The following is a 22,597-nucleotide window of genomic DNA, read 5'->3' as shown; positions in this document are numbered from 1 at the left end:
TCCCCCTACATGCCTGCCGGTGAGCGGCATTAGGGCAACTGGCTGTCGATCCAGCGCTCAGCAGCGGCCATGGCCTCATCGAGCGCGGCTGGGTAGTCCGGCCAGGGCCCGGTCAGTTCGGCGGCAACCTCGCCCAGCCCATCAATTGGCGCGGGCTCAATTATCGTCGCGGCAACCGGTGCATCGTCGTTCGGACGGCGCCATTCGAACTTGAGAAACATCGTGTGACCCCGATACGCGTGGGCAATCGGAACATCTATTTGGTGTGACACGCGCCCTCCTGGCAACTGAATGGGTTGAGTCCCCTTTTTACACCCATCCAAGCAACACATATATCTAGGCAAAACGCCATTACTCCATCCCCCTACATGCCTGCCGGTGAGCGGCGGGCGAGGACGATTTCGCCTATGAAAACGCGAGAACTGACACACGCTCGCCTGTTGGAAAAGTTGCATTACAACCCGGATATGGGAGTTTTCACCCGCACGCCACCAAACCACAAGCGAAGAATCGGGCGCTTCGACAAGAACGGCTACATCACAATTGCCGTGGATCGAGTCAAGCACCAGGCGCATCGCCTTGCGTGGCTCTACATGACTGGCAGCCACCCGGCAGACGATCTTCTAGTTGATCACATCAACCGGATCAAGGACGACAACCGATGGGCAAACCTCAGAGAGGCTACCCCTTCCCAGAATTGCCGGAACCGGGAATACGGGTCGAGGAACAGCCGAGGACGCGGCGCAAGCGGTACGCACGGCGTGTACTGGGACGGGAGAAAGAATCGGTGGCACGTACAGATGGTATGCCGGGGAAAATTCTTCTACGGCGGCTATCACGAAACCCTGGAGGCGGCGCAAGCGGATGCTGAGACGGTAAGAGCAAGACTCATCGCATACGCAGCAACTTTTGAAGCAGCAGCATAAAACCTAACCCACCTTCTGCCGCCACGCGCAGCATGGAGCATCACATGGCAAACGCCACAGCGGCAAAGGCCAGCAGCATTCAACCGCGCTTCATCAGGTTTGGCGATGCTCCTGGTTACCTCGGCATGTGCCGGGACGAATTCAACAAAACAGTGCGACCAAACGTTCGAGAATTTCCGATCGGGAAACAAGGTGTGGCCTTCGACCGAATCGAGCTCGATGAGTGGGCTGACGCCTACGTCGAAAGCAAGTCGGTTGAAAAGGCCGCGAATCAGGACAACAATCACCCACGCAGCGAGCGCCAGGGTGAAGCCAAAGGAGGCAAACCATGGCGAGAAAAGCGATCTCCGGTCTCTACCAGAAAGGTGGGATCTGGCAAATCGACAAGGTTTTCCGAGGTGAGCGACTTCGAGAAAGCACTGGAACTGGTGACAGGCAAGAAGCAGAGCAATACCTGATCCATCGCCTAGAGCAGCTTCGGCAGCAAAAGGTGTATGGCGTGCGCCGAACCCGAACTTGGGAAGAAGCAGCAACGAAGTTTTTGATCGAGAGCAAGGATCAACCGTCAATCAAGCTGACGGCGCACCACCTAAAGCACTTGCACCCTTATCTAAAAGACCTGCCATTGACGCATATCGATGACCAGGCGCTTGAGCCGTTCGTGAAGGATCGTTTGAAGGGAATGGTGTTGCCGTGCGGCAAGCAGTTGAAGCCGGTAGCGCCGCGCACGATAAACATTTCAATCGAGCGGGTAATCCGGGTTCTGTCTCTTTGCGCAAGGAAGTGGCGGGACGAGGAGCGCAGGCCTTGGCTTGATTCGGTGCCAATGCTGGCCAAGCTGGATTTGAAGAAAAAGGTTCGCGAGCCCTACCCCATGACGTGGGAGGAGCAATCGATCCTTTTCGGAGAGTTGCCAGCTCACCTGCAAACGATGGCCCTGTTCAAGGTGAACACGGGGTGTCGCGAGCAGGAGGTCTGCAAATTGAGGTGGGACTGGGAAATATCGGTGCCGGAGCTTGGTACCAGCGTTTTTCTGATTCCGTCAGACTTCGGGGGCCGAAACGAGCGGTCAGGCGTAAAGAACGGCGACGAGCGATTGGTGGTGCTCAACACGGTGGCGAAGTCGATCATCGACAAACAGCGAGGCCTGAGCAAGGACTGGGTTTTCCCTTACAACGGCACTGCACTGCATCGCATGAATGACTCGGCTTGGAAAAAGGCACGGGTGAGAGCGGCGAAACTCTGGCAGGAGGAAAACCTTCGCCCCGCTCACCCAGGGTATGCATCCATCAGGGTGCACGATTTGAAGCACACGTTTGGCCGTCGCCTACGTGCGGCTGGTGTCACTCAGGAAGACCGAAAGGCCTTGCTGGGACACAAGAACGGCAGCATCACCAGTCACTACTCGGGCGCTGAGCTCGGGCATCTGATTGAGGCTGCGAATATGGTATCAGCAACAGACTCACGCGGACCGGTGCTGACGATCTTGAAAAGGAAAATTGGATGAAGTCCCGAAAAACTCCCCACCAATGAAAAAGCCCAACTGGCTAGAGTTGGGCTAAGTCATAGAATAATATGGTCGGGACGGAGTGATTCGAACACTCGACCCCTAGCACCCCATGCTAGTGCGCTACCGGACTGCGCTACGCCCCGACTGGTTCTGCATCTCGTTCTTCACCTCGAAGAACGCTCAAGAATATATCGCAAGCATTTGAAAACTGGAAGTATTCAAACGCAGCTTTTTATTTCTTGAGTACCACCAGCACATCTTCGAGTTCGGCGATCATCTGGCGGATCATTTGCTTGTATTGGGTGGTGTCGTCTTTGGCTTCATCGCCGGACAGACGCAAGCGTGCGCCGCCGATGGTGAACCCCTGATCGTAAAGGAGCGCGCGGATCTGCCGGATCATCAGCACGTCCTGGCGCTGATAATACCGGCGGTTCCCGCGGCGTTTGACGGGGTTGAGCTGAGGAAACTCCTGCTCCCAGTAGCGCAGCACGTGTGGCTTTACGGCACACAGCTCGCTGACTTCACCAATGGTGAAGTAGCGTTTGCCCGGGATGACGGGTAGTTCGTCGTTATGACTTGGTTCCAGCATAAGCCTCAACTCGGGCCTTCAACTTCTGCCCTGGACGAAAAGTGACCACACGGCGAGCCGTGATCGGGATTTCTTCCCCCGTTTTCGGGTTGCGGCCAGGCCGCTGGCGTTTGTCCCGAAGATCGAAATTGCCGAAACCGGACAATTTGACCTGCTCGTTGTCTTCAAGAGCGTGCCTGATTTCCTCGAAAAACAGTTCCACCAATTCCTTGGCTTCCCGCTTGTTCAGGCCCAGCTCTTCATATAGACGTTCCGCCATCTCAGCTTTCGTCAAAGCCCCCATACGTCACTTCCTTAACGTGGCGTTCAACCTTTGTTCGAGCGAGGTGAGGATATTTTGCGTCGTCGAATTCACCTCATCGTCATTAAGAGTGCGCGATGGATGCTGCCAGGTCAAGCCAACTGCAAGGCTTTTTCTATCAGGATCAATACCTTTACCCTGATATACGTCAAACAGCCTGAGATCTGTGAGCCATTCGCCTGCATTTTCACGGATTACGTCCAGTACAGCCGAGGCTGCAACGTCTTTGTGCGCGATCAGTGCAAGGTCACGACGCACTTCAGGAAAGCGCGACAACTCGTGGAATTTCGGCATTTTACCGAGCGCCACTTCAGCCAGAACCAGTTCGAAAACAAAGACCGGACGGTCCAGGCCCAACGCTTTCGACAATTCCGGGTGAATGGCGCCGATGAAACCGACCTCACGCCCTTCCCGTTCAATGCGCGCGGTTTGACCCGGGTGCAGCGCCGGGTGTTTGCCCGGAGCGAAAGTGAACGAATCCAGTGCACCGGCGAAGCCCAGCACTGCTTCCACGTCAGCCTTGACGTCGAAGAAATCGATGGTGTCGCGACCTTGCGCCCAGCCTTCCGGCAGACGGCTACCGCAGACAACACCGGACAGCATCGGCTCTTGCTTCAGACCTTCGAGCTGACCGACGAAGCGCAGGCCGCTTTCGAACAGTCGCACGCGATCTTGCTGGCGGTTCAGGTTGTGCTGCAGGGCCTTGACCAGACCTGGCCACAACGAAGAACGCATGGCAGCCATGTCGTTGGAGATCGGATTGGCCAGCAACAGCGGCTCGACGCCCGGGTTGAACAGTTCGAACTGCCTTGGATCGATGAAGCTGTAAGTGATTGCTTCCTGATAACCACGCGCAACCAGCAAGCGGCGCAGTTCCGGCAGATCGCTACGCGCTTCTGCCTTGGCTTGTGGCGCCAGACGCGCTTGCGGGTAACGAACCGGCAAACGGTTGTAACCGTACAGACGGGCCAGCTCTTCGATCAGATCAACTTCCAGGCTGATGTCGAAGCGATGGCTTGGCACTTCTACGCGCCACTGCCCTGCTCCATCAGCAGAAATGTTCAGACCCAAGGCGCTGAGCAGACGCTCGACCTGTGCCGAATCCATTTCCATGCCGAGCATCTGGGTGATGCGCTGCGCACGCAAGGTGATCGGCGCGATCGAAGGCAGGTGCTGCTCGCTGACGGTCTCGATGATAGGGCCGACTTCACCGCCAGTGATTTCCAGCAGCAGGCCAGTGGCACGCTCCATGGCTTCACGGGCCAGCTGCCAGTCGACGCCACGCTCGTAGCGATGAGACGCGTCGGTGTGCAGGCCGTATGAACGAGCCTTGCCAGCGACTGCGATCTGATCAAAGAACGCGGATTCAAGGAATACATCGCGAGTGGTCGAAGAGACACCGCTGTGCTCGCCACCCATCACACCGGCAATTGCCAGAGCACGCGTGTGGTCGGCGATCACCAGCGTATCGCTACGCAGGCTGACTTCCTGACCATCGAGCAGCACCAGCTTCTCGCCCTCTTCAGCCATACGCACGCGGATGCCACCATTGATCTCGGCGAGATCGAACGCGTGTAGCGGCTGACCCAGCTCAAGCATCACGTAGTTGGTGATATCGACGGCGGCGTCGATGCTGCGCACGTCAGCGCGACGCAGACGTTCAACCATCCACAGCGGCGTTGGCTTGGACAGGTCGACGTTACGGATCACACGCCCCAGATAACGCGGGCATGCGGCCGGCGCCAGCACTTCTACCGAACGCACTTCGTCGTGCACGGCAGGCACGTCAAGCACCGCTGGACGGGTGACTGGAGCGGCATACAGCGCGCCAACTTCACGGGCCAGACCAGCCAGGGACAGGCAGTCGCCACGGTTCGGGGTCAGATCGACCTCGATGCTGGCGTCTTCCAGATCCAGATACACACGGAAATCTTCACCCACCGGGGCATCAACCGGCAGTTCCATCAGGCCGTCGTTGCCTTCACCGACTTGCAATTCGGCCTGCGAGCACAGCATGCCGTTGGACTCGACGCCGCGCAGCTTGGCCTTCTTGATCTTGAAGTCGCCCGGCAGCTCGGCACCAATCATCGCGAACGGAATCTTCAGGCCCGGGCGCACGTTTGGCGCGCCGCAAACAACCTGGAAGGTTTCCGCGCCATTGCTGACCTGGCAAACGCGCAATTTGTCGGCATCAGGGTGTTGCTCGGCGCTCAACACCTCGCCCACGACCACGCCACTGAATACGCCGGCGGCCGGCGTAACGCTATCGACCTCAAGACCGGCCATCGACAGACGAGCAACCAGCTCGTCACGATCTACCTGCGGGCTAACCCAGCCACGCAGCCATTGTTCACTGAATTTCATCCTGCTCTCCTAAAAATTCGTTACGACTAGCGAAATTGCGCGAGGAACCGCAAGTCGTTGTCGAAGAACAGACGCAAGTCGTTCACGCCGTAACGGAGCATGGCCAGACGCTCGACGCCCATGCCGAAGGCAAAGCCGGAGAACTCTTCCGGGTCGATGCCGGACATACGCAACACGTTCGGATGAACCATGCCGCAGCCCATCACTTCCAGCCAGCCAGTCTGCTTGCAGACACGGCAGCCTTTACCGCTGCACATCACGCATTCCATGTCGACTTCAGCGGATGGCTCGGTGAACGGGAAGTACGAAGGACGGAAACGTACGGCCAGCTCTTTCTCGAAAAACACCCTCAGGAATTCTTCGATAGTGCCTTTGAGATCGGCAAAATTGATGTCGCGATCGACCAGCAGGCCTTCGACCTGGTGGAACATCGGCGAGTGGGTGATATCGGAGTCGCTGCGGTACACACGGCCTGGGCAGACAATGCGGATCGGCGGCTGTTTCGATTCCATGGTGCGGACCTGTACCGGCGAGGTATGGGTGCGCAGCAACATGTTGGCGTTGAAATAAAAGGTGTCATGCATCGACCGGGCCGGGTGATGGCCTGGGATGTTGAGCGCTTCAAAGTTGTGGTAATCGTCTTCGACCTCAGGGCCTTCGGCAATGCCGTAGCCGATGCGAGTGAAGAACTGTTCAACACGTTCCAGAGTCCGGGTAACCGGATGCAGACCACCAGAGGTCTGGCCTCGGCCCGGCAGCGTCACGTCAATGGACTCGGCAGACAGCTTGGCAGCCAGTTCGGCTTCTTCAAACAGGGCCATGCGCGCATTGAGAACGCCTGTAACACGTTCCTTGGCAACGTTGATCAGGGCGCCGACTTGCGGACGCTCTTCTGCCGGCAAATTCCCCAGGGTCTTCATCACCTGAGTCAATTCACCTTTTTTGCCAAGGTATTGAACCCGGATTTGCTCCAGGGCATTGATATCTTCAGCGCTTTGCACAGCCTCTAGTGCTTGAGAGACCAGCGCATCCAGGTTTTCCATGTACAGACTCCAGATACAAAATAGGGGAAGAGCTTGAAGGCTCTTCCCCTATTTAAGACGTTTACCACCTGGCCCCACGAAAGTGAGGCCGGGTGATTGTCGGGGGTACTTAAGCCAAGGTGGCTTTAGCTTTCTCGACAATCGCAGCAAACACCGCTTTTTCGTTCACTGCCAGATCAGCCAGAACCTTACGGTCGATCTCGATGGACGCTTTTTTCAGGCCAGCGATGAAACGGCTGTAGGACAGACCGTTAACACGAGCACCAGCATTGATACGAGCGATCCACAGAGCGCGGAACTGACGTTTTTTCTGACGACGGTCACGGTAGGCGTATTGGCCAGCCTTGATAACCGCTTGCTTGGCAACACGGAATACGCGCGAACGTGCACCGTAGTAGCCTTTAGCAAGTTTCAGAATTTTCTTGTGGCGCTTACGCGCCATGACGCCACGCTTTACACGAGCCATGAGTTACTTCCTCTATTCTTGACTAAAATTAACGAAGGCGCAGCATGCGCTCGACTTTTGCGACGTCCGACGGATGCAGCAAGCTGCTACCGCGCAGTTGACGCTTACGCTTGGTCGACATTTTAGTCAGGATGTGGCTCTTGAAAGCGTGCTTGTGCTTGATACCGTTAGCAGTTTTCAGAAACCGCTTAGCAGCACCACTTTTAGTTTTCATCTTTGGCATGTTCGGTACTCCGCATTCAGTTGATAAACATAATCAGAAGGCCTGCCGTGCCCTATTGATTACTTCTTCTTTTTCGGGGCGATGACCATGATCAGCTGGCGTCCTTCCATCTTAGGATGCTGTTCGACAGAACCGTACTCGAGCAAGTCACCTTCAACTCGCTTGAGGAGTTCCATCCCCAGCTCCTGGTGGGCCATCTCACGGCCGCGGAATCGCAAGGATACCTTGGCCCTGTCCCCATCACTCAGGAAACGTACCAGGTTGCGCAGTTTTACCTGGTAATCCCCTTCCTCCGTCCCTGGACGAAACTTGATTTCTTTAACCTGAATCTGCTTCTGGTTTTTCTTGGCTGCGGCAACCTGCTTCTTCTTCTCGAAGATCGATTTGCCGTAGTCCATCAGTTTGCAAACAGGGGGTACTGCATCGGCGGAAATTTCCACCAAATCCAGTTTGGCCTCTTCAGCCTTAAGAAGCGCGTCTTCAATTGACACAATCCCAAGCTGTTCACCTTCAGCCCCAATTAACCGAACCTCGCGTGCCGAGATATTCTCGTTGATCGGGGCTTTCGGTGCAGCTCGTTTATCTTGTCTCATTTCACGCTTAATAGTAATTACTCCGAATCTGGGCGACCACGCCGGGAAACCGCTTGCGCGAGAAACTCAGCGAACTGGGCGACGGGCATCGAGCCCAGGTCAGCACCTTCACGAGTACGCACAGCGACAGTCTGCATCTCGACTTCCCGATCCCCGATAACCAAGAGATAGGGAACCTTGAGCAAAGTATGCTCACGGATTTTAAAGCCGATCTTTTCATTTCTCAAGTCAGACTTGGCACGAAAACCGCTTTCGTTGAGAGTTTTTTCAACCTCGGCGGCAAAATCGGCCTGTTTGTCAGTGATGTTCATGATCACTGCCTGGGTCGGAGCCAGCCACGCAGGGAATGCACCCTCGTAGTGCTCGATCAGGATTCCGACGAATCGTTCGAAGGATCCAAGGATCGCCCGGTGCAACATTACCGGGTGCTTGCGACTGTTGTCTTCGGAGACGTATTCGGCTCCCAGACGGATAGGCAGGTTAAAATCGAGCTGCAGGGTACCACACTGCCAGACACGGCCAAGGCAATCTTTGAGCGAGAACTCGATCTTCGGACCGTAGAACGCGCCCTCACCCGGCTGCAGATCGTACGCAAGACCCGCACTGTCAAGGGCTGCGGCCAATGCGGCTTCTGCGCGATCCCACAATTCATCGGAGCCAACGCGTTTTTCCGGACGAGTGGACAGCTTCATTTCGACATCGGTGAAGCCGAAGTCGCGATAAACGTCCATGGTCAGCTTGATAAACGCAGCAGACTCGGCCTGCATCTGCTCTTCGGTGCAGAAGATGTGGGCGTCGTCCTGAGTGAACGCACGCACGCGCATGATGCCGTGCAGCGCACCCGATGGCTCGTTACGGTGGCAAGCACCGAATTCGGCCAGACGCATCGGCAGTTCGCGGTAGCTTTTCAGGCCTTGATTGAACACCTGCACGTGGCACGGGCAGTTCATCGGCTTGATCGCGTAGTCACGGTTTTCCGACTGAGTGGTGAACATGTTGTCGGCGTAGTTGGCCCAATGCCCGGATTTCTCCCACAGGCTGCGATCAACGACTTGTGGCGTCTTGATCTCAAGGTAGCCGTTGTCACGCTGCACCTTGCGCATGTACTGCTCAAGCACCTGGTACAGAGTCCAGCCGTTCGGGTGCCAGAACACCATACCCGGGGACTCTTCCTGAGTGTGGAACAAGCCCAGGCGCTTGCCGATCTTGCGGTGATCGCGCTTTTCGGCTTCTTCGATACGCTGGATGTAGGCTGCCAACTGCTTCTTGTCAGCCCATGCAGTGCCGTAAACGCGCTGCAATTGCTCGTTTTTGGCATCGCCGCGCCAGTAAGCGCCGGACAGCTTGGTCAGTTTGAAGGACTTCAGAAAACGTGTGTTCGGCACGTGAGGGCCGCGACACATGTCGACGTATTCTTCGTGATAGTACAACCCCATGGCCTGCTCGTTCGGCATGTCTTCGACCAGGCGCAGCTTGTAGTCTTCGCCCCGAGCCTTGAACACTTCGATCACTTCAGCGCGCGGAGTGACTTTCTTGATGACGTCGTAATCTTTCTCGATCAACTGCTGCATGCGCTGCTCGATGGCAGCCATGTCGTCCGGAGTAAAAGGACGTTCGAAGGCGATGTCGTAATAGAAGCCTTCGTCAATAACCGGGCCGATGACCATTTTAGCCGTCGGATACAGCTGCTTGACCGCATGGCCTACCAGATGGGCGCAAGAGTGGCGAATGATCTCCAGCCCATCTTCATCCTTTGGCGTGATGATTTGCAGTGTCGAGTCGCTGTCGATGATGTCACTGGCGTCGACCAGTTGGCCATTGACCTTGCCGGCCACAGTGGCCTTGGCCAGACCAGCACCAATGGATGCGGCGACCTCGGCTACGGAAACCGGGTGATCGAATGAACGTTGACTGCCGTCGGGAAGAGTAATAGTTGGCATGGCGCCTCCTCTCCTAGTGGTGACCCCTACCAAAGGTCACGTGGGTTGGGATGAGCCAGTACAAGATCCGATCCAGGCCATTCAATGACGAACGCCTGCCTTACAGCGGCAGGAGCCTTGCGGCCAACCGGAAACCGAACCAGAGTGACTGGGATTCAAATCGGGATTTTCGTACGCTGCCGCTGCCGGGACTAGAGGTCATCCGGAGCCTGCAAACGCCCGAGTCGGGCATGCTAGCACAGATGAACGGTCGCCGATGTACTCGAGTCTTGCCCTCAGGCAAATCGTCCGTTTTATGCCACAGTGCTGAACTTGATTGGCCATTCAGCCATCAGATAACAAGACATTGACCCACAAGGAGCATCCTCACATGCGTCTGAATACCCTGTTCGCGGTAGTCGCCCCTATTGTTCTGCTGCTGCCGTTAAGTGCTCACGCAGACTGGCCAAAGGGCGAACGTGATAAATACATGGCGCAATGTTCGCAGGCCGCAACGCCTCAGATCGGCGCTGCAGCGGCGAAATCTCACTGCGCGTGCGGTGCTGATGCCATCAAGTCTTATCCCGCTAGCGACATTCAGGCTTTGATGGACAACAAGGCAACGCCTGAATTGCAACAAAAAGCACTGGCCCAGATTGCCAAATGCAAGGCCAACACGCCGGCGAAAAAGTGACAAAAAATTCATTTTGAGCAGACTGAAACCTGCGAAAAGTCTCTTGTTTTGAGCTTTTCTGATCGATTTATGCAGGTTTTACAGGTTTTTTTATAGTCTTTACTTTCGACTAAAAGCCTTTAAATCCGGGGCTTTCAGCCGAAACAGACAGTAAAGAAAACGCGACTGACTGGCAAACAGCACGTCCGGGGGGTTACAAAGCGAACATTTCGACTATGATATCCCGGTGTGCCCAGTTGGCCTGAGCAGCACAGTACTGAAAAATATATGTTTCTTGGAGATACACCATGTCTAATCGCCAAACCGGCACCGTTAAGTGGTTCAACGATGAAAAAGGCTTCGGCTTCATCACTCCTCAAGGTGGCGGTGACGACCTGTTCGTACACTTCAAAGCTATCGAAAGCGACGGTTTCAAAAGCCTGAAAGAAGGCCAGACCGTTTCCTTCGTGGCTGAGAAAGGCCAAAAGGGTATGCAAGCTGCACAGGTTCGCCCAGAGTAATTTCTCGGCGCACTAAAAAAACCCCGTCCATGTGACGGGGTTTTTTATGCCTGAAACAAAAGCTGCCGGCTATCAGCCGCAGTTGACGCGATTAACCACGAGACTGTTGTCGGTATTCAGGTTCAAGCGATCAGAACGGTATTCCAGAGTGATCATGTCGTCTGGCTTGAGGAAGCGGGCGTTTTGCGCACCGGCCTTGGCACGAGCCTGCTCCAACAGGGCGGGCGAAGCTTTCTTGCCAATGGCGAACTCCGCTGCCGTTGCTTCACAGCGGCTATGACCGGCTTCGGTCGCCACAGGATCCTTTGCCGACTCGCTGGAGGTTGTGCTGCAACCGGCCAACATGGCAACGGCCATTAGTGCACCCATTGATGCGAACTTCAAAGGCATGAAGCCTCCTTGTTTTCAAATAGTTAGCTGAGATCGTGCGACCGCCGATCCGGCGTTTGGTTTCATGACAAATGCCATCACCCGGCCACACAATCGGAAAAACGCCGAGTGTGCCTGAGCGGCGCGGGCCACTCATCAATCAATCGTGACTGAATATTAACGAGCTCAGTAAACGTCGATGTAGTCATATGGCGGATTCGGCCAGTTGTCCTTGAGCGCGTTGAAAATCTGCATCACCCACACCTCGTCACTGGCCGCGACATTGCCAACGTAACCCGACCCCTTGGCCCAGGTTTCCAGGCGAAACAACAAGCCATCGATGTCCTGCCCGCCCGTCACACCAGAAGAGATGTAAGCCATACCGCCCTTGGTCACTCGCAACTGCGTGTGTTCATCGTCGCTGGCCGAGGCCAGCAATCGACGCACAGCATCAAGCGTAAGGCCGTCAGGGGTATTCAAATCGATCTGCACAGCACTGTCCTTGGATTCGCCGGAAAAGACCAAGTGTCGCATAGCACTGCGCTCATGCCTAAGTCGCAGTGCCAACTGCCCGACAAAATGGTTAACTCGGCACACAGACTTCCCGACTTTTCGAGCCTCATCATGACCAGTGTAAGCATCGACGCCGACATCAAAGCCAAATGGGCAGAGGGACACAGCTCCTACAGCCCGGGGTCCACTGAAGAGTTGGCGCTTATTGGTATCGATCTATTGGTCAAAGAGTTGGGCACCGAAGCGGCCCAACAATTCATCAAGCAGATTTTCGAACGGTACCCGATCGAACAGACCGAGCACGCTCTGGGGGAATAAACCCGCAGGCTGGCACCTGCGGGCGGGGTATTACTTGAGGCGTTTCAGGCGTTCGGTCAGCAGATCGAAGAACCCTTGAGCATCGCCATTTTCCACCCAGAATGCATTCTTCGGAGCCTTGAGACCGTCATACCAATCGACGACGGTCTGACCGAAAGTCGGCCCCTCACGACTATCAACCACGACGTTTACCGAGCGACCGGTGAACAGTTCTGGCTTGAGCAGATAAGCCACGACAGTAGCGTCATGCACCGGGCCACCCGGAATGCCGTAATGCTCCATATCCCCTTTGATGTACTCGTTGAGGATGTCGCCGACAATTTTGCTCGCGTTGTTGTTGAGCGCAGCAATCTGCTTCAAGCGCGCATCGCTGGTAAGAATCTTGTGGGTGACGTCCAGCGGCAGATAGGTCAGCTTCACGCCGCTCTTGAGTACCACTTCAGCAGCTTGCGGATCGGCAAACAGGTTGAATTCCGCCACCGGGGTGATGTTGCCGCCGTTGAAGTGCGCGCCGCCCATGATCACCACTTCCTTGATGCCCTGCACAATCTCGGGCTCCTGGATCAACGCCAGCGCAAGGTTGGTCTGCGGGCCAAGCATGGCGATGGTAATGCTGTGTGGTTTGGCTTGTTTCAGGGTATCAATCAGGTAATTGACCGCACTGCCTTCAGCCAGACCTTTTTTCGGTTCGTGCACAGTGACACCCGACAGGCCTTCCTTGCCATGGATGTTCTCGGCGTAGATCGGCGTGCGCATCAGCGGCTTCGGCGCGCCGGCGTAGACGGGTACATCCTCGCGCCCCGCCCATTCGCGAGCCAGGCGTGCGTTACGCGAAGTCTTGTCGAGGCGAACGTTGCCGGCCACGGTGGTCAGCGCGCGGATGTTCAGCTCGTCTGGCGAGGCCAGCGCGAACAGCAAGGCGACCACGTCGTCGGCACCCGGATCGGTGTCGATAATCAGGTCGATTTTTTCCGCCGCGTGAGCGCCGGTTGCAGATATCAGGGACAAAAGCAGCAGACTCCGGAGCAGTTGGTGCAGTTTTTGAGCGTAGCGTTGCATGGCGCATTCCTTGTGCATGTGAAATCGAAAGTTAGAACGTTACACCAGCCACCAGAACGATGTTGCAGTAAGGCTGACATTCGCCTGTACGAACAATCGCCCGTGCCTGTCGGCTAAGAACCTTGAATTGCTCATGACTGAGCAGATCGCGACGACCCAGTGCACCTTCGTCATTCAACTCGTCGAGCGCGGTCAACGCAGTCGGTTGCTTGTCGAAGATTTCCTTGGCCAACGCATGGCTTTCCACCTGCATCTCGCTTAGCACGACTTTCAGGGTGCTGACAAAGTCCGGGACACCATGGGTAAGCGCCAGGTCGATCAGCTCGACACCCGGCGGCACCGGCAAGCCGGCATCACCAATCACCACCATGTCGCCATGGCCCAGAGATGCGATCAGTCGCGACAGCGCGACGTTCAGCAAAGGAGTCTTTTTCATGCGGGTTTAAAGGCCTGTACGTCGGACATGGTTGGAATGGAAGGCTGCGCGCCGGCGCGAGTAACCGACAGAGCGGCGGCAATCTGCCCGTAGCGGATCGCTTCGGCCTCGGACTTGCCGGCGGCCAGCGCAGCGGCAAAACCACCGACGAAGGTGTCCCCCGCAGCAGTGGTATCGACCGCCTTCACTTTCGGCGCCGGAAAATGCTCGAAACCTTTGCCGTTGGCGAACAACGAGCCCTCAGCACCAAGGGTGATAATGACCTTTCCTGCGCCCATCGCGATCAGGTGAGTTGCCGCGCTTTGTGCAGTTTCCAGCGAATCAACCGGCAACCCGCTCAAGGCAGCGGCTTCACTTTCGTTGGGAATCAGGTAATCGATGGCTGCGAACCAGTCTGCCGGCAATGGACGGCTGGCAGGGGCAGGATTGAGGATAACGGTCTTGCCCAGCACACGCGCACGCTTGAGCGCATGGCCCACGGTTGCATCCGGAATCTCAAGCTGGCAGATGATAACGTCGGCGGCCTGCAACACGGCATCGAAGCGGTCGATCACCGCCGGCGTCATGGCGCCGTTGGCACCGGCGACAATCACGATCGCGTTCTGACTGTTGTCATCGACCACGATCAGCGCCACGCCACTGGAGTCCTCGACAACGCTGACCGCCTGACAGTCAATCTGCTCGGCCAGCAACGCTTCGCGCAACTGCACGCCATAGTCATCGCTGCCTACACAGCCGACCATCGCTACTTGCGCACCAAGGCGCGCGGCAGCCACCGCCTGGTTGGCGCCCTTGCCACCAGAGACGGTGGCAAAGGAATGTCCGATCAGCGTTTCACCGCCACGGGGCAGCCGTGGCGCACGGGTGACCAGATCCATGTTCAGGCTGCCTATTACCACTACATTTGCTGGCATACATCACTACTCGTCAATTCGGTTTCAGCGGTATTCGGTGAACACGCCGGACAGCGGCGCAGTCGATTCGCGCAAGACAATGCTCGGGGTCACGATCCGTTGATCAGTGACCAGGCCTGGGGTAGCAATCCTTCGCAGCAGCACTTCAGCCGCCATCTCGCCCAGTTGCAGGATCGACTGGCCGACGGTGGTCAGGGCCGGGTACACGTAACGGCTCATCTGGATATCGTCGAAGCCGATCACCGACAGCTCGCTCGGCACTCGCACCTTGCGTTCAGCCGCCGCTCGCAGCACCCCGATGCCAATCATGTCGTTCCCGGCAAAAATCGCGCTCGGCGGCTCGCTCGCAAGCAGCGTCGTCGCTGCGTTGTAACCGCCGGTGCTGGTGAAATCGCTCTCGAGCATGCGCGCTGGCGACACTGCGATGCCCGCCTCTTTCAGCGCCCGGCAAAAACCGGCCTGACGCATTTGCGCCACGCTGGTGCTCGCAGGGCCGCCAATGGTCGCGATATCGCGGTGGCCAAGCTCCAACAGATGACGGGTGGCGAGGTAAGCGCCGTACTCATGGTCGATGCGCACCAGATCGGCATCCACGCCGTCCAGTCCACGGTCGACAATCACCATTGGCGTCTTTACCCCGGTCAGCCCCTGCGCCAGACCACTGTCACCGCCGGCCGACGCGACGATCAAGCCGTCGACGCGTTTTTCCAGCAAGACACGCAAGTAGCTGCGCTGCTTTTGCGGGTTGTCATCGGAGTTGCAGAGAATCACACAGTAGCCATTACGCTCGCAGTAATCCTCAATGCCCCGCGCCAACTCGGCGAAGTACGGGTTGAGACTGTTGGGCACCAGCAAGCCAATGGTTGCAGTGGTTTTGGCCTTCAGCGAGCGCGCCACCGCACTCGGCACGTAATCGAGACTCTTGATGGCCGCCTCGACTTTCAACCGGACCTCCTTACTGACCGGTCGTGTGTTGTTCACCACGTGAGACACCGTCGTGTAGGAAATCCCCGCGAGCGCCGCCACATCCTTGATTGTCGCCATGTTTCAAGCCCGCCGACTGGCGCGTTGGCTGCGATAGGTATCGAGCACGACCGCGATCACAATCACCGCACCGGTGATGATGCGCTTGGTCGGCTCGCTGGCACCGATCTGCGCCAGACCGGCCGCCAGTACGGAAATGATCAGGACGCCGAAGAAAGTGCTGATGACCGAACCGCGCCCACCCATCAGGCTGGTGCCGCCGATCACCACCGCGGCAATCACTTGCAGCTCCAGACCGGAGCCCGCATTCGGGTCCGCTGCTTCCAGTCGAGAAATCTGGAACAGCGCGGCGACACCGGCCAGCAAGCCCATCAGGCTGAACACCAGAATCTTGTAGGGTTTTGGATTGATCCCCGCCAGCCGCACCGCTTCCTCGTTGGTACCGATACCGATCAGGTAACGACCGAACACCGTGCGCGTCAGAACCGCCTGCGCAATAAAAATCACCAGCAAGGCAATGATAAACGACGGTGAAATACCGAAAGCGATCGGGTTCGACAACCAGGCGAACGAATCCCCAATATAAGCCGTGCGCGAGCCGGTCATCTGGTAAGCCAGGCCACGGGCCATTTCCAGCACACCGAGAGAGACGATGAACGAAGGAATGCGCCAGGCCACGGTAATCGAACCCGTGACGGTGCCCGCCAATGCCGCGACCGCCATTCCGAGCAACGCCGCCGGCAACACGCTCCAACCCCAACCGAGCATGGCCACACTGACCGTTGATGCTGCGAGCGCCAGCACCGAGCCCACCGACAGATCAATACCGCCAATGATCAACACGAAGGTCATGCCGACGGCCAGCACCATCAGGTCGGGAATCTGGTTGGCCAGCGTACTGAAAGTGTTATAGGACAGAAAGTGGCTGCTCAAGACCGAGAACAGCGCAATCATCGCCAGCAGTGCGCCGGCCAGCCCCAGATAGGTGCCCAGTCCGTAAAAGTTGCCACTACGCTTGCTGGCAGGAGATGCAGTTTTCATGGGAGATCCCTAGGCGCCGCTTCGTTGAGCAACGCATCACGTTTTTGGTAGCCGGCAAACGCGGCAGCAAGCAAATCATCCTGGGTCCAGCTGTCGCGCTCAAAGGTCTCGATCAGACGCCCCGCCGACAACACACCGATCCGGTCGCAGATCAGCATCAATTCACGCAGGTCACTGGACACTACCACCAGCGCTTTGCCCTGGCGCGTCAGCTCACCGAGCAAGGCATAGATGTCGAACTTGGCACCGACGTCGATGCCACGAGTCGGTTCATCGAACAGCAGCACCGAACAATCACGCTCCAGCCAGCGACCGATCACGACCTTTTGCTGGTTACCACCGGACAGTTCCGAAACCAACTGTGTCGGGCTCGAGCTGCGGATGCGCATCGCGTCGATCTGTCGTTGCGCCAGTGAGATTTCGTCGCCGTTGTTGACGAAACCACCACTGGAAATTTCCGGCATGTTGCCCAAGGCAATGTTGGCGCTGATCGATTGGCTCAGCAGCAAACCTTCGCCTTTGCGATCTTCGGTGATCAACGCAATGCCATTGCGCACGGCATCGACCGGCGAACGTACGCTCACCACTCGCGCTGGCGAGCCCAGTGCAATCGTGCCGCTGTCAGCGACGTCGGCACCAAAAATCAGCCGCAGCAGTTCGGTGCGCCCTGCTCCGATCAGACCGGAAATCCCGTAGATCTCCCCCCCACGCACTTCGAACGAGACGTCGCGCACCTTGTCGGAACGAGTCAGACCTGTGACCGTCAACGCCGGGGCACCGATGTTGCGCGGGCCCATGTCGATGTGTTCGCCCAGTTCGCGCCCGACCATCAGCGTGACCAGTTGCTCGCTGTTGTAATTGGCCATCGGCTCGACGCACACCAGGTTGCCATCACGCAGCACAGCAATGCGCTGCGCCACGCGGGCCAACTCTTCGAGGCGGTGGGATATGTAGATGATCGAGACGCCGCGCGCCTGTAGGCGAGTGATCTGCTCGAAAAGCATTTCGACTTCACGCGCCGTGAGCATCGCGGTCGGTTCGTCGAGAATCAGCACATGGCAATCGCCGATCAGGTTGCGGGCGATTTCGACCATCTGCTGATGCCCGATGCCCAATTCGCCGACCAGGGTGTCCGGGTCGATCGCATCGAGCCCTACCTGCGCCATGGCTTCGATGGCTGCCTTACGTAATTGCTTGCGGCTGATCCAGCCGCCGTTGCTCGGCAGGTTATCGAGAAACAGGTTTTCCGCCACCGACAATGTCGGCAAAAGATTGAGTTCTTGCATGACCATGCGCACGCCAAGATCTTCAGCCTGGGTACGGCTGCCTGGGCGATAGTCCTTGCCCTGGAACTGCATCTGGCCAGTGGTCGGGGTAACCAGACCACCAATGATCTTCGACAGGGTGCTTTTACCGGCGCCATTCTCGCCGGTCAGCGCCAGTACTTCACCGCGCATCAGCGTCAAATCGATGCCCGTGAGCACCGGTTGCGCATAGGTCTTACCGATACCGCTGACCGAGAGGACAGCGTTCGGAGCGGAAACTGACATAAAAATCTCCATGCGCTCGCCCGGTCGGGCGAGCGCCGTTGTATCGCCAGAGGACTTACTTGGTGACCAGTTCGACCGGTGTTTCAATCACGCCATTGGTACCGCTGTCGACCTTCTCGCCTTTGATGATTTTCAGCGCGGTCTCGATACCGAACACCGCTTGTTTGGCGGCATACTGATCCGCAGTCGCCAGTACACGACCGTCCTTCAGCATTGGCTTGATGGCATTGATATTGTCGTAGCCTACAACCTGCACCTTGCCTGCCTTGCCTGCAGCACGCACGGCGGAAACGGCACCGACGGCCATGCTGTCATTACCGGCCAGCAACGCTTTGACATCCGGGTACTCACTGAGAATCGACGCGGCAACCTTGTTGCCTTTATCGATCTCCCAGTCACCGGACTGCAGGGAAACCACCTTGATCTGCGCCGCCTCCATCGCATCCTTGAAGCCAGCGGTACGCTGCTGAGCATTGGTCGTCGTGGACACGCCTTCAATGATGCCCACTTCGTCACCGGCCTTCAGCTGTTTGGCCAGATATTCGCCTACCAGACGCGCACCTTTGCGGTTGTCCGGGCCTACGAATGGCACGCTGATGTTTTTGCTTTTGACAATTTGCGGATCGAGCTGGTTGTCGATGTTGATCACGGTAATACCGGCATCGACGGCTTTCTTGATCACCGGCACCATGGCCTTGGAGTCAGAAGGCGCGATGACCAGGGCATTGACCTTGGCCAGAATCATTTGCTCGACGATGCGCGTCTGGCCTGCGGTGTCGGTCTCGTCCTTGATGCCATTGGAGATCAGGTCGAAATCGGCGGAGTGTTCTTTTTGGTAGGCTTTGGCGCCATCTTCCATGGTCAGGAAGAATTCGTTGGCCAGGGATTTCATGACCAGTGCGACTTTGGGTTTTTCCGGGGATTCGGCGAACGCCGAAGAGACGGGTAATGCAGCGGCTGTGGCAGCCAGCATAGCGACAGCAAGAAGACGTCCAGCAAATGGCAGCTTCATGGGTTCACTCCGATCTTATGATTATTTTGAGCAACGTTTGCGCTGGCGTAAGCTACAGTGCTTCCACCGATGGAGCTGTACCTAGGGGAAGCCGCGCAAACGTTTGCGTAGATCGAACTATGCGAACCTGGCCACGATTTGTCAACAATCGGAAATCACCATTTATCGTAGGACGAATCATTCGACTCGCCCCTTTGCTATCTATGCGGTGGTACTGACCAGATTGCCACTGGTGGAACTCTTGGACATTTCCTTGACCAGCGCGCCCGCTACTTCCGCCATCGCGCCGCTGGTTTGCGCTATCTGCCCCTGAATGGACATGACAGCCTGCGATTTGGCCTCCGGAGTCGGATAGCTCTGAGCTTGTGCCGCAGCCAATTGCTGTTGCTGTTCCTGGAGTTGCTTCTGCAATTCCTGCATCCGCTTCAGCAGCATTTTGACTGTGATGCTCAGGTTGTCGCCGCTTTCAGCCTTGCTGTCTTCTTGCGCGGGACCACCGGTTCTGACCTGATTGCTCTCTTCTTTCTCGATGCCCAGCGCCTCGGCAGAAGCGTCCGCTTCCGCTTCACTCAATGCATTGATCGTCGCAGCGGTTTTGCCGCCGATGGTGACAGCAGCGGGATTTGATAAACCGATCGTCAGTGACATGAGAACTCCCTAAATTTTAGTTTCCCTGAACACGCATCGGCCAGCGCAAAGGTTTCTTTAGCACCTATTCCAGATACGGCAACCCGATTCGTTCGACAGAAGCAGTAGTCCTTTTCGGAGAGCCGAACATGAAGCCCCGCATTGTTCGGAAACCCGGATACCCGATGCCAGGCGCTCTTTCTAAAATCACAAAATACTGATGTAAATCATAAGGTTAAACATTTCTCTAACGCAAAGTACGGCTGGTACAGATCCTGCTCCCTACACCGCACCCCGGCATCCAGATCAGCTCGGGGCGCATCTAGATGAACCTGCATCAGCACCGTCTCACTACTAGAGAGAAAAATAATGAAATCTGCTTTCAACACCTTCGTCCCGGGCGCTTTGGCCCTCCTCCTGCTACTGCCGACTGCGCTTCAGGCAAAAGAAGTCGAAACCCAGACCAAACTCGCCAACGTCGTGGTCCTCGCCACCGGCGGCACTATTGCCGGGGCTGGCGCCAGCGCCGCCAACAGCGCCACTTACCAGGCGGCCAAAGTCGGCGTCGAGCAACTGATTGCCGGCATTCCTGAATTGAGCAAACTGGCCAATGTGCGTGGCGAACAAGTCATGCAGATCGCCTCGGAAAGCATCACTAACGACAACTTGCTGCAATTGGGGCGTCGCGTCGCCGAACTGGCTGACAGCAAAGATGTCGACGGCATCGTCATCACCCACGGCACCGACACGCTGGAAGAAACCGCTTACTTTCTTAACCTGGTAGAGAAGACAGACAAGCCGATTATCGTCGTCGGCTCGATGCGTCCGGGTACCGCCATGTCCGCTGATGGCATGCTCAACCTGTACAACGCCGTCGCGGTGGCCAGCAGCAAAGAAGCTCGCGGCAAAGGCGTACTGGTGACCATGAACGATGAAATCCAGTCCGGTCGTGACGTGAGCAAAACGATCAACATCAAGACCGAGGCCTTTAAAAGTGCCTGGGGCCCAATGGGCATGGTGGTTGAAGGCAAATCCTACTGGTTCCGCTTGCCAGCTAAGCGTCACACCATGGATTCCGAGTTCGACATCAAAAACATCAAGAGCCTGCCTGACGTAGAAATCGCCTATTCCTACGGCAACGTGAGCGATACCGCCTACAAGGCACTCGCCCAATCCGGCGCCAAAGCCATCATCCACGCTGGCACTGGTAACGGCTCGGTGTCCTCGCGCGTAGTCCCTTCACTGCAAGCCCTGCGCAAAGATGGCGTGCAGATCATCCGTTCGTCCCACGTCAACGCTGGCGGCTTCGTTCTGCGCAACGCCGAACAACCTGACGACAAGTACGACTGGGTCGTCGCTCACGACCTGAACCCGCAAAAAGCCCGCATCCTGGCGATGGTCGCACTGACCAAAACCAATGACAGCAAAGAGCTGCAACGGATGTTCTGGGAATACTGATTGACCTTCGCCCGATCAACTCTTGATAGGGCAATCTTCTCACCACTCACCACTCGCCGGATTGGCGAGTGGTGCGTCGCCTACGACCACGCGTGCATCTTCCCCGCAAAAAATTCGACTTGCCCTACACCAAAATCGGAAAAGCGCTGTCAGAGGATTTTCTTGAATTTTAAGCAGTTGCGAAAATGCTTACAGTTAAATACTGTATGCACGTACAGCTTAATAAGGATAACCTCGTGGCCACCTCCCCTGATGCTCCTGACGCTTATGAACGCATGGGTATGCGCGTTCAAAAAATCATCAATTCCCCCACCGCACAGAAAGCCAAAGCCGCACTGATTTTCCGCCTGCCGGACGAGCCGGTGGATGACTGGGAGCGCCTGCTCGAGGAAATCGACGAGAACGACAACGTTACCCTCGCCTACCGCGACGATGGCGGCGTGCAGATTTTTTGGGTTGTGCCGAAGGAAGATTGATTCAATGATTGTCCGCTGTTTTGCTTTGCTCTTGCTGTTCATCGCCATGGGCGCCCAGGCGGGCGCACCTCGCACATTTTCCGAAGCCAAGAAGGTCGCCTGGAAGCTGTACGCACCGCAGTCCACCGAGTTCTATTGCGGCTGCAAATACACCGGCAACCGGGTTGATTTGAAAGCCTGCGGTTACGTTCCGCGCAAAAATGCCAAGCGCGCGTCACGTATCGAATGGGAGCACATTGTGCCCGCCTGGCAGTTTGGCCATCAGCGCCAATGCTGGCAGGAAGGCGGACGCAAGAACTGCACACGCTACGACCCGATCTACCAGAAGGCCGAAGCCGACCTGCATAACCTGGTACCGAGCATTGGCGAGGTGAATGGCGATCGCAGCAATTTCAGCTATGGCTGGCTGCCGGTGCAATCCGGCCAGTACGGCTCTTGCCTGACCCAGGTCGACTTCAAGGCCAAGAAGGTCATGCCCCGCCCTTCAATTCGCGGCATGATTGCCCGCACTTATTTCTACATGAGCAAGCAATACGGCTTGCGTCTGTCGAAACAGGATCGGCAGTTATATGAGGCGTGGGACAAGACCTACCCGGTGCAAGACTGGGAACGCCAGCGCAATCAGAGCGTGGCGTGCGTGATGGGGCGCGGCAACGAGTTTGTCGGACCGGTGAGCATGAAAGCCTGCGGCTGATCGCAGCACAAAAAAAGG

28 protein-coding genes and 1 tRNA gene are annotated in these 22,597 nt (G+C 56.8%); 9 read left to right on the top strand and 20 right to left on the bottom strand.

What is annotated here, in order from left to right; genetic code table 11:
• Window positions 1-29: 29 nt before the first annotated feature.
• Window positions 30-272, bottom strand: coding sequence for a hypothetical protein (locus tag IEQ42_RS14405; RefSeq protein WP_210703951.1), 243 nt, complete (start codon window positions 270-272; stop codon window positions 30-32).
• A 135-nt stretch (window positions 273-407) separates the two neighbouring features.
• Between IEQ42_RS14405 and IEQ42_RS14400 the strand changes: the two genes are divergently transcribed.
• From IEQ42_RS14400 to IEQ42_RS14395, 3 genes are read left to right on the top strand one after another with little or no spacing between them, the layout of a single operon-like run.
• On the top strand, window positions 408-926 hold the full coding sequence (locus tag IEQ42_RS14400) for an HNH endonuclease (RefSeq protein ID WP_052743410.1): 519 nt from the start codon (window positions 408-410) through the stop codon (window positions 924-926).
• A gap of 44 nt (window positions 927-970) precedes the next feature.
• Window positions 971-1,384 (top strand): hypothetical protein, encoded by a 414-nt coding sequence (locus IEQ42_RS27555; RefSeq protein WP_338109804.1) that lies wholly within the window; start codon window positions 971-973, stop codon window positions 1,382-1,384.
• Window positions 1,270-2,433, top strand: coding sequence for a tyrosine-type recombinase/integrase (locus IEQ42_RS14395; RefSeq protein ID WP_338109810.1), 1,164 nt, complete (start codon window positions 1,270-1,272; stop codon window positions 2,431-2,433). Before IEQ42_RS27555 ends, IEQ42_RS14395 begins: the two co-directional genes overlap by 115 nt.
• 69 nt (window positions 2,434-2,502) lie before the next feature.
• Here the strand turns inward: IEQ42_RS14395 and IEQ42_RS14390 are convergent.
• The 9 genes from IEQ42_RS14390 to thrS all read right to left on the bottom strand — a co-directional run bounded on the left by IEQ42_RS14390 (window position 2,503) and on the right by thrS (window position 9,955).
• Window positions 2,503-2,579: transfer RNA gene (locus IEQ42_RS14390), tRNA-Pro, on the bottom strand.
• A gap of 89 nt (window positions 2,580-2,668) precedes the next feature.
• On the bottom strand, window positions 2,669-3,025 hold the full coding sequence (locus IEQ42_RS14385) for a MerR family transcriptional regulator (protein ID WP_003179985.1): 357 nt from the start codon (window positions 3,023-3,025) through the stop codon (window positions 2,669-2,671).
• A complete protein-coding gene (gene ihfA, locus IEQ42_RS14380; protein ID WP_002553164.1) occupies window positions 3,006-3,308 on the bottom strand; it encodes an integration host factor subunit alpha in 303 nt (100 codons plus the stop codon). The genes IEQ42_RS14385 and ihfA overlap by 20 nt, the downstream gene beginning before the upstream one ends.
• 3 nt (window positions 3,309-3,311) lie before the next feature.
• Window positions 3,312-5,690, bottom strand: a complete 2,379-nt coding sequence (gene pheT / locus IEQ42_RS14375) for a phenylalanine--tRNA ligase subunit beta (RefSeq protein ID WP_210703949.1) — start codon at window positions 5,688-5,690, stop codon at window positions 3,312-3,314.
• A gap of 26 nt (window positions 5,691-5,716) precedes the next feature.
• Window positions 5,717-6,733, bottom strand: coding sequence for a phenylalanine--tRNA ligase subunit alpha (pheS, locus tag IEQ42_RS14370; RefSeq protein ID WP_003226365.1), 1,017 nt, complete (start codon window positions 6,731-6,733; stop codon window positions 5,717-5,719).
• A 109-nt stretch (window positions 6,734-6,842) separates the two neighbouring features.
• On the bottom strand, window positions 6,843-7,199 hold the full coding sequence (gene rplT, locus IEQ42_RS14365) for a 50S ribosomal protein L20 (RefSeq protein WP_042558693.1): 357 nt from the start codon (window positions 7,197-7,199) through the stop codon (window positions 6,843-6,845).
• 28 nt (window positions 7,200-7,227) lie between these two features.
• Window positions 7,228-7,422 carry a 50S ribosomal protein L35 gene (rpmI, locus tag IEQ42_RS14360; protein ID WP_002553160.1) on the bottom strand — a complete coding sequence of 65 codons (195 nt, stop codon included), beginning with the start codon at window positions 7,420-7,422 and terminating at the stop codon, window positions 7,228-7,230.
• A 59-nt stretch (window positions 7,423-7,481) separates the two neighbouring features.
• On the bottom strand, window positions 7,482-8,033 hold the full coding sequence (gene infC, locus IEQ42_RS14355) for a translation initiation factor IF-3 (protein ID WP_176469887.1): 552 nt from the start codon (window positions 8,031-8,033) through the stop codon (window positions 7,482-7,484).
• On the bottom strand, window positions 8,033-9,955 hold the full coding sequence (thrS, locus tag IEQ42_RS14350; protein WP_210703948.1) for a threonine--tRNA ligase: 1,923 nt from the start codon (window positions 9,953-9,955) through the stop codon (window positions 8,033-8,035). The genes infC and thrS overlap by 1 nt, the downstream gene beginning before the upstream one ends.
• Before the next feature lie 370 nt (window positions 9,956-10,325).
• Here thrS and IEQ42_RS14345 point away from each other — a divergent pair, with 370 nt between their 5' ends.
• Both IEQ42_RS14345 and IEQ42_RS14340 read left to right on the top strand, forming a co-directional pair.
• On the top strand, window positions 10,326-10,628 hold the full coding sequence (locus tag IEQ42_RS14345; protein ID WP_210703947.1) for a hypothetical protein: 303 nt from the start codon (window positions 10,326-10,328) through the stop codon (window positions 10,626-10,628).
• 287 nt (window positions 10,629-10,915) lie between these two features.
• Window positions 10,916-11,128 carry a cold-shock protein gene (locus IEQ42_RS14340; RefSeq protein WP_003179963.1) on the top strand — a complete coding sequence of 71 codons (213 nt, stop codon included), beginning with the start codon at window positions 10,916-10,918 and terminating at the stop codon, window positions 11,126-11,128.
• Between the two features lie 72 nt (window positions 11,129-11,200).
• On the opposite strand, the gene IEQ42_RS14335 is transcribed toward IEQ42_RS14340, so the two are convergent.
• Together IEQ42_RS14335 and IEQ42_RS14330 are read right to left on the bottom strand one after the other, a co-directional pair.
• Window positions 11,201-11,518 carry an I78 family peptidase inhibitor gene (locus IEQ42_RS14335; RefSeq protein ID WP_210703946.1) on the bottom strand — a complete coding sequence of 106 codons (318 nt, stop codon included), beginning with the start codon at window positions 11,516-11,518 and terminating at the stop codon, window positions 11,201-11,203.
• A 165-nt stretch (window positions 11,519-11,683) separates the two neighbouring features.
• On the bottom strand, window positions 11,684-11,989 hold the full coding sequence (locus tag IEQ42_RS14330) for a hypothetical protein (RefSeq protein ID WP_042562020.1): 306 nt from the start codon (window positions 11,987-11,989) through the stop codon (window positions 11,684-11,686).
• 132 nt (window positions 11,990-12,121) lie between these two features.
• Here IEQ42_RS14330 and IEQ42_RS14325 point away from each other — a divergent pair, with 132 nt between their 5' ends.
• Window positions 12,122-12,328: a hypothetical protein gene (locus tag IEQ42_RS14325; RefSeq protein WP_210703945.1), complete on the top strand. Its 207-nt coding sequence runs from the start codon at window positions 12,122-12,124 to the stop codon at window positions 12,326-12,328.
• Between the two features lie 30 nt (window positions 12,329-12,358).
• On the opposite strand, the gene IEQ42_RS14320 is transcribed toward IEQ42_RS14325, so the two are convergent.
• The 8 genes from IEQ42_RS14320 to IEQ42_RS14285 all read right to left on the bottom strand — a co-directional run bounded on the left by IEQ42_RS14320 (window position 12,359) and on the right by IEQ42_RS14285 (window position 19,972).
• On the bottom strand, window positions 12,359-13,387 hold the full coding sequence (locus IEQ42_RS14320) for a nucleoside hydrolase (RefSeq protein WP_150594720.1): 1,029 nt from the start codon (window positions 13,385-13,387) through the stop codon (window positions 12,359-12,361).
• Window positions 13,388-13,418: 31 nt separating this feature from the next.
• Entirely contained in the window at window positions 13,419-13,823 is a 405-nt protein-coding gene (gene rbsD, locus IEQ42_RS14315; RefSeq protein WP_210703944.1) for a D-ribose pyranase, read from the bottom strand.
• The gene (gene rbsK, locus IEQ42_RS14310; RefSeq protein ID WP_210703943.1) at window positions 13,820-14,737 is read right to left on the bottom strand and encodes a ribokinase; all 918 of its coding nucleotides are present in this window, start codon (window positions 14,735-14,737) and stop codon (window positions 13,820-13,822) included. The genes rbsD and rbsK overlap by 4 nt, the downstream gene beginning before the upstream one ends.
• Before the next feature lie 24 nt (window positions 14,738-14,761).
• Window positions 14,762-15,781, bottom strand: coding sequence for a LacI family DNA-binding transcriptional regulator (locus IEQ42_RS14305; protein ID WP_210703942.1), 1,020 nt, complete (start codon window positions 15,779-15,781; stop codon window positions 14,762-14,764).
• Between the two features lie 3 nt (window positions 15,782-15,784).
• Window positions 15,785-16,762, bottom strand: a complete 978-nt coding sequence (locus IEQ42_RS14300; RefSeq protein WP_042558684.1) for an ABC transporter permease — start codon at window positions 16,760-16,762, stop codon at window positions 15,785-15,787.
• On the bottom strand, window positions 16,759-18,312 hold the full coding sequence (locus IEQ42_RS14295; protein WP_210703941.1) for a sugar ABC transporter ATP-binding protein: 1,554 nt from the start codon (window positions 18,310-18,312) through the stop codon (window positions 16,759-16,761). The genes IEQ42_RS14300 and IEQ42_RS14295 overlap by 4 nt, the downstream gene beginning before the upstream one ends.
• A gap of 55 nt (window positions 18,313-18,367) precedes the next feature.
• Window positions 18,368-19,324, bottom strand: a complete 957-nt coding sequence (locus tag IEQ42_RS14290) for a sugar ABC transporter substrate-binding protein (RefSeq protein ID WP_042558682.1) — start codon at window positions 19,322-19,324, stop codon at window positions 18,368-18,370.
• A 201-nt stretch (window positions 19,325-19,525) separates the two neighbouring features.
• Window positions 19,526-19,972, bottom strand: coding sequence for a hypothetical protein (locus IEQ42_RS14285; protein ID WP_210703940.1), 447 nt, complete (start codon window positions 19,970-19,972; stop codon window positions 19,526-19,528).
• Between the two features lie 348 nt (window positions 19,973-20,320).
• Between IEQ42_RS14285 and IEQ42_RS14280 the strand changes: the two genes are divergently transcribed.
• The 3 genes from IEQ42_RS14280 to IEQ42_RS14270 all read left to right on the top strand — a co-directional run bounded on the left by IEQ42_RS14280 (window position 20,321) and on the right by IEQ42_RS14270 (window position 22,579).
• A complete protein-coding gene (locus tag IEQ42_RS14280; RefSeq protein WP_047300467.1) occupies window positions 20,321-21,409 on the top strand; it encodes an asparaginase in 1,089 nt (362 codons plus the stop codon).
• Between the two features lie 206 nt (window positions 21,410-21,615).
• A complete protein-coding gene (locus IEQ42_RS14275) occupies window positions 21,616-21,885 on the top strand; it encodes a DUF1654 domain-containing protein (protein WP_371857356.1) in 270 nt (89 codons plus the stop codon).
• A 4-nt stretch (window positions 21,886-21,889) separates the two neighbouring features.
• Window positions 21,890-22,579: an endonuclease gene (locus IEQ42_RS14270; protein WP_210703938.1), complete on the top strand. Its 690-nt coding sequence runs from the start codon at window positions 21,890-21,892 to the stop codon at window positions 22,577-22,579.
• Window positions 22,580-22,597 lie beyond the last annotated feature (18 nt).

Origin of the sequence: Pseudomonas iridis, assembly GCF_017980685.1 — a bacterium.
In the GTDB taxonomy this organism is placed as follows: domain Bacteria; phylum Pseudomonadota; class Gammaproteobacteria; order Pseudomonadales; family Pseudomonadaceae; genus Aquipseudomonas; species Aquipseudomonas iridis.
This window is presented reverse-complemented; position numbering and strand designations above follow the sequence as displayed.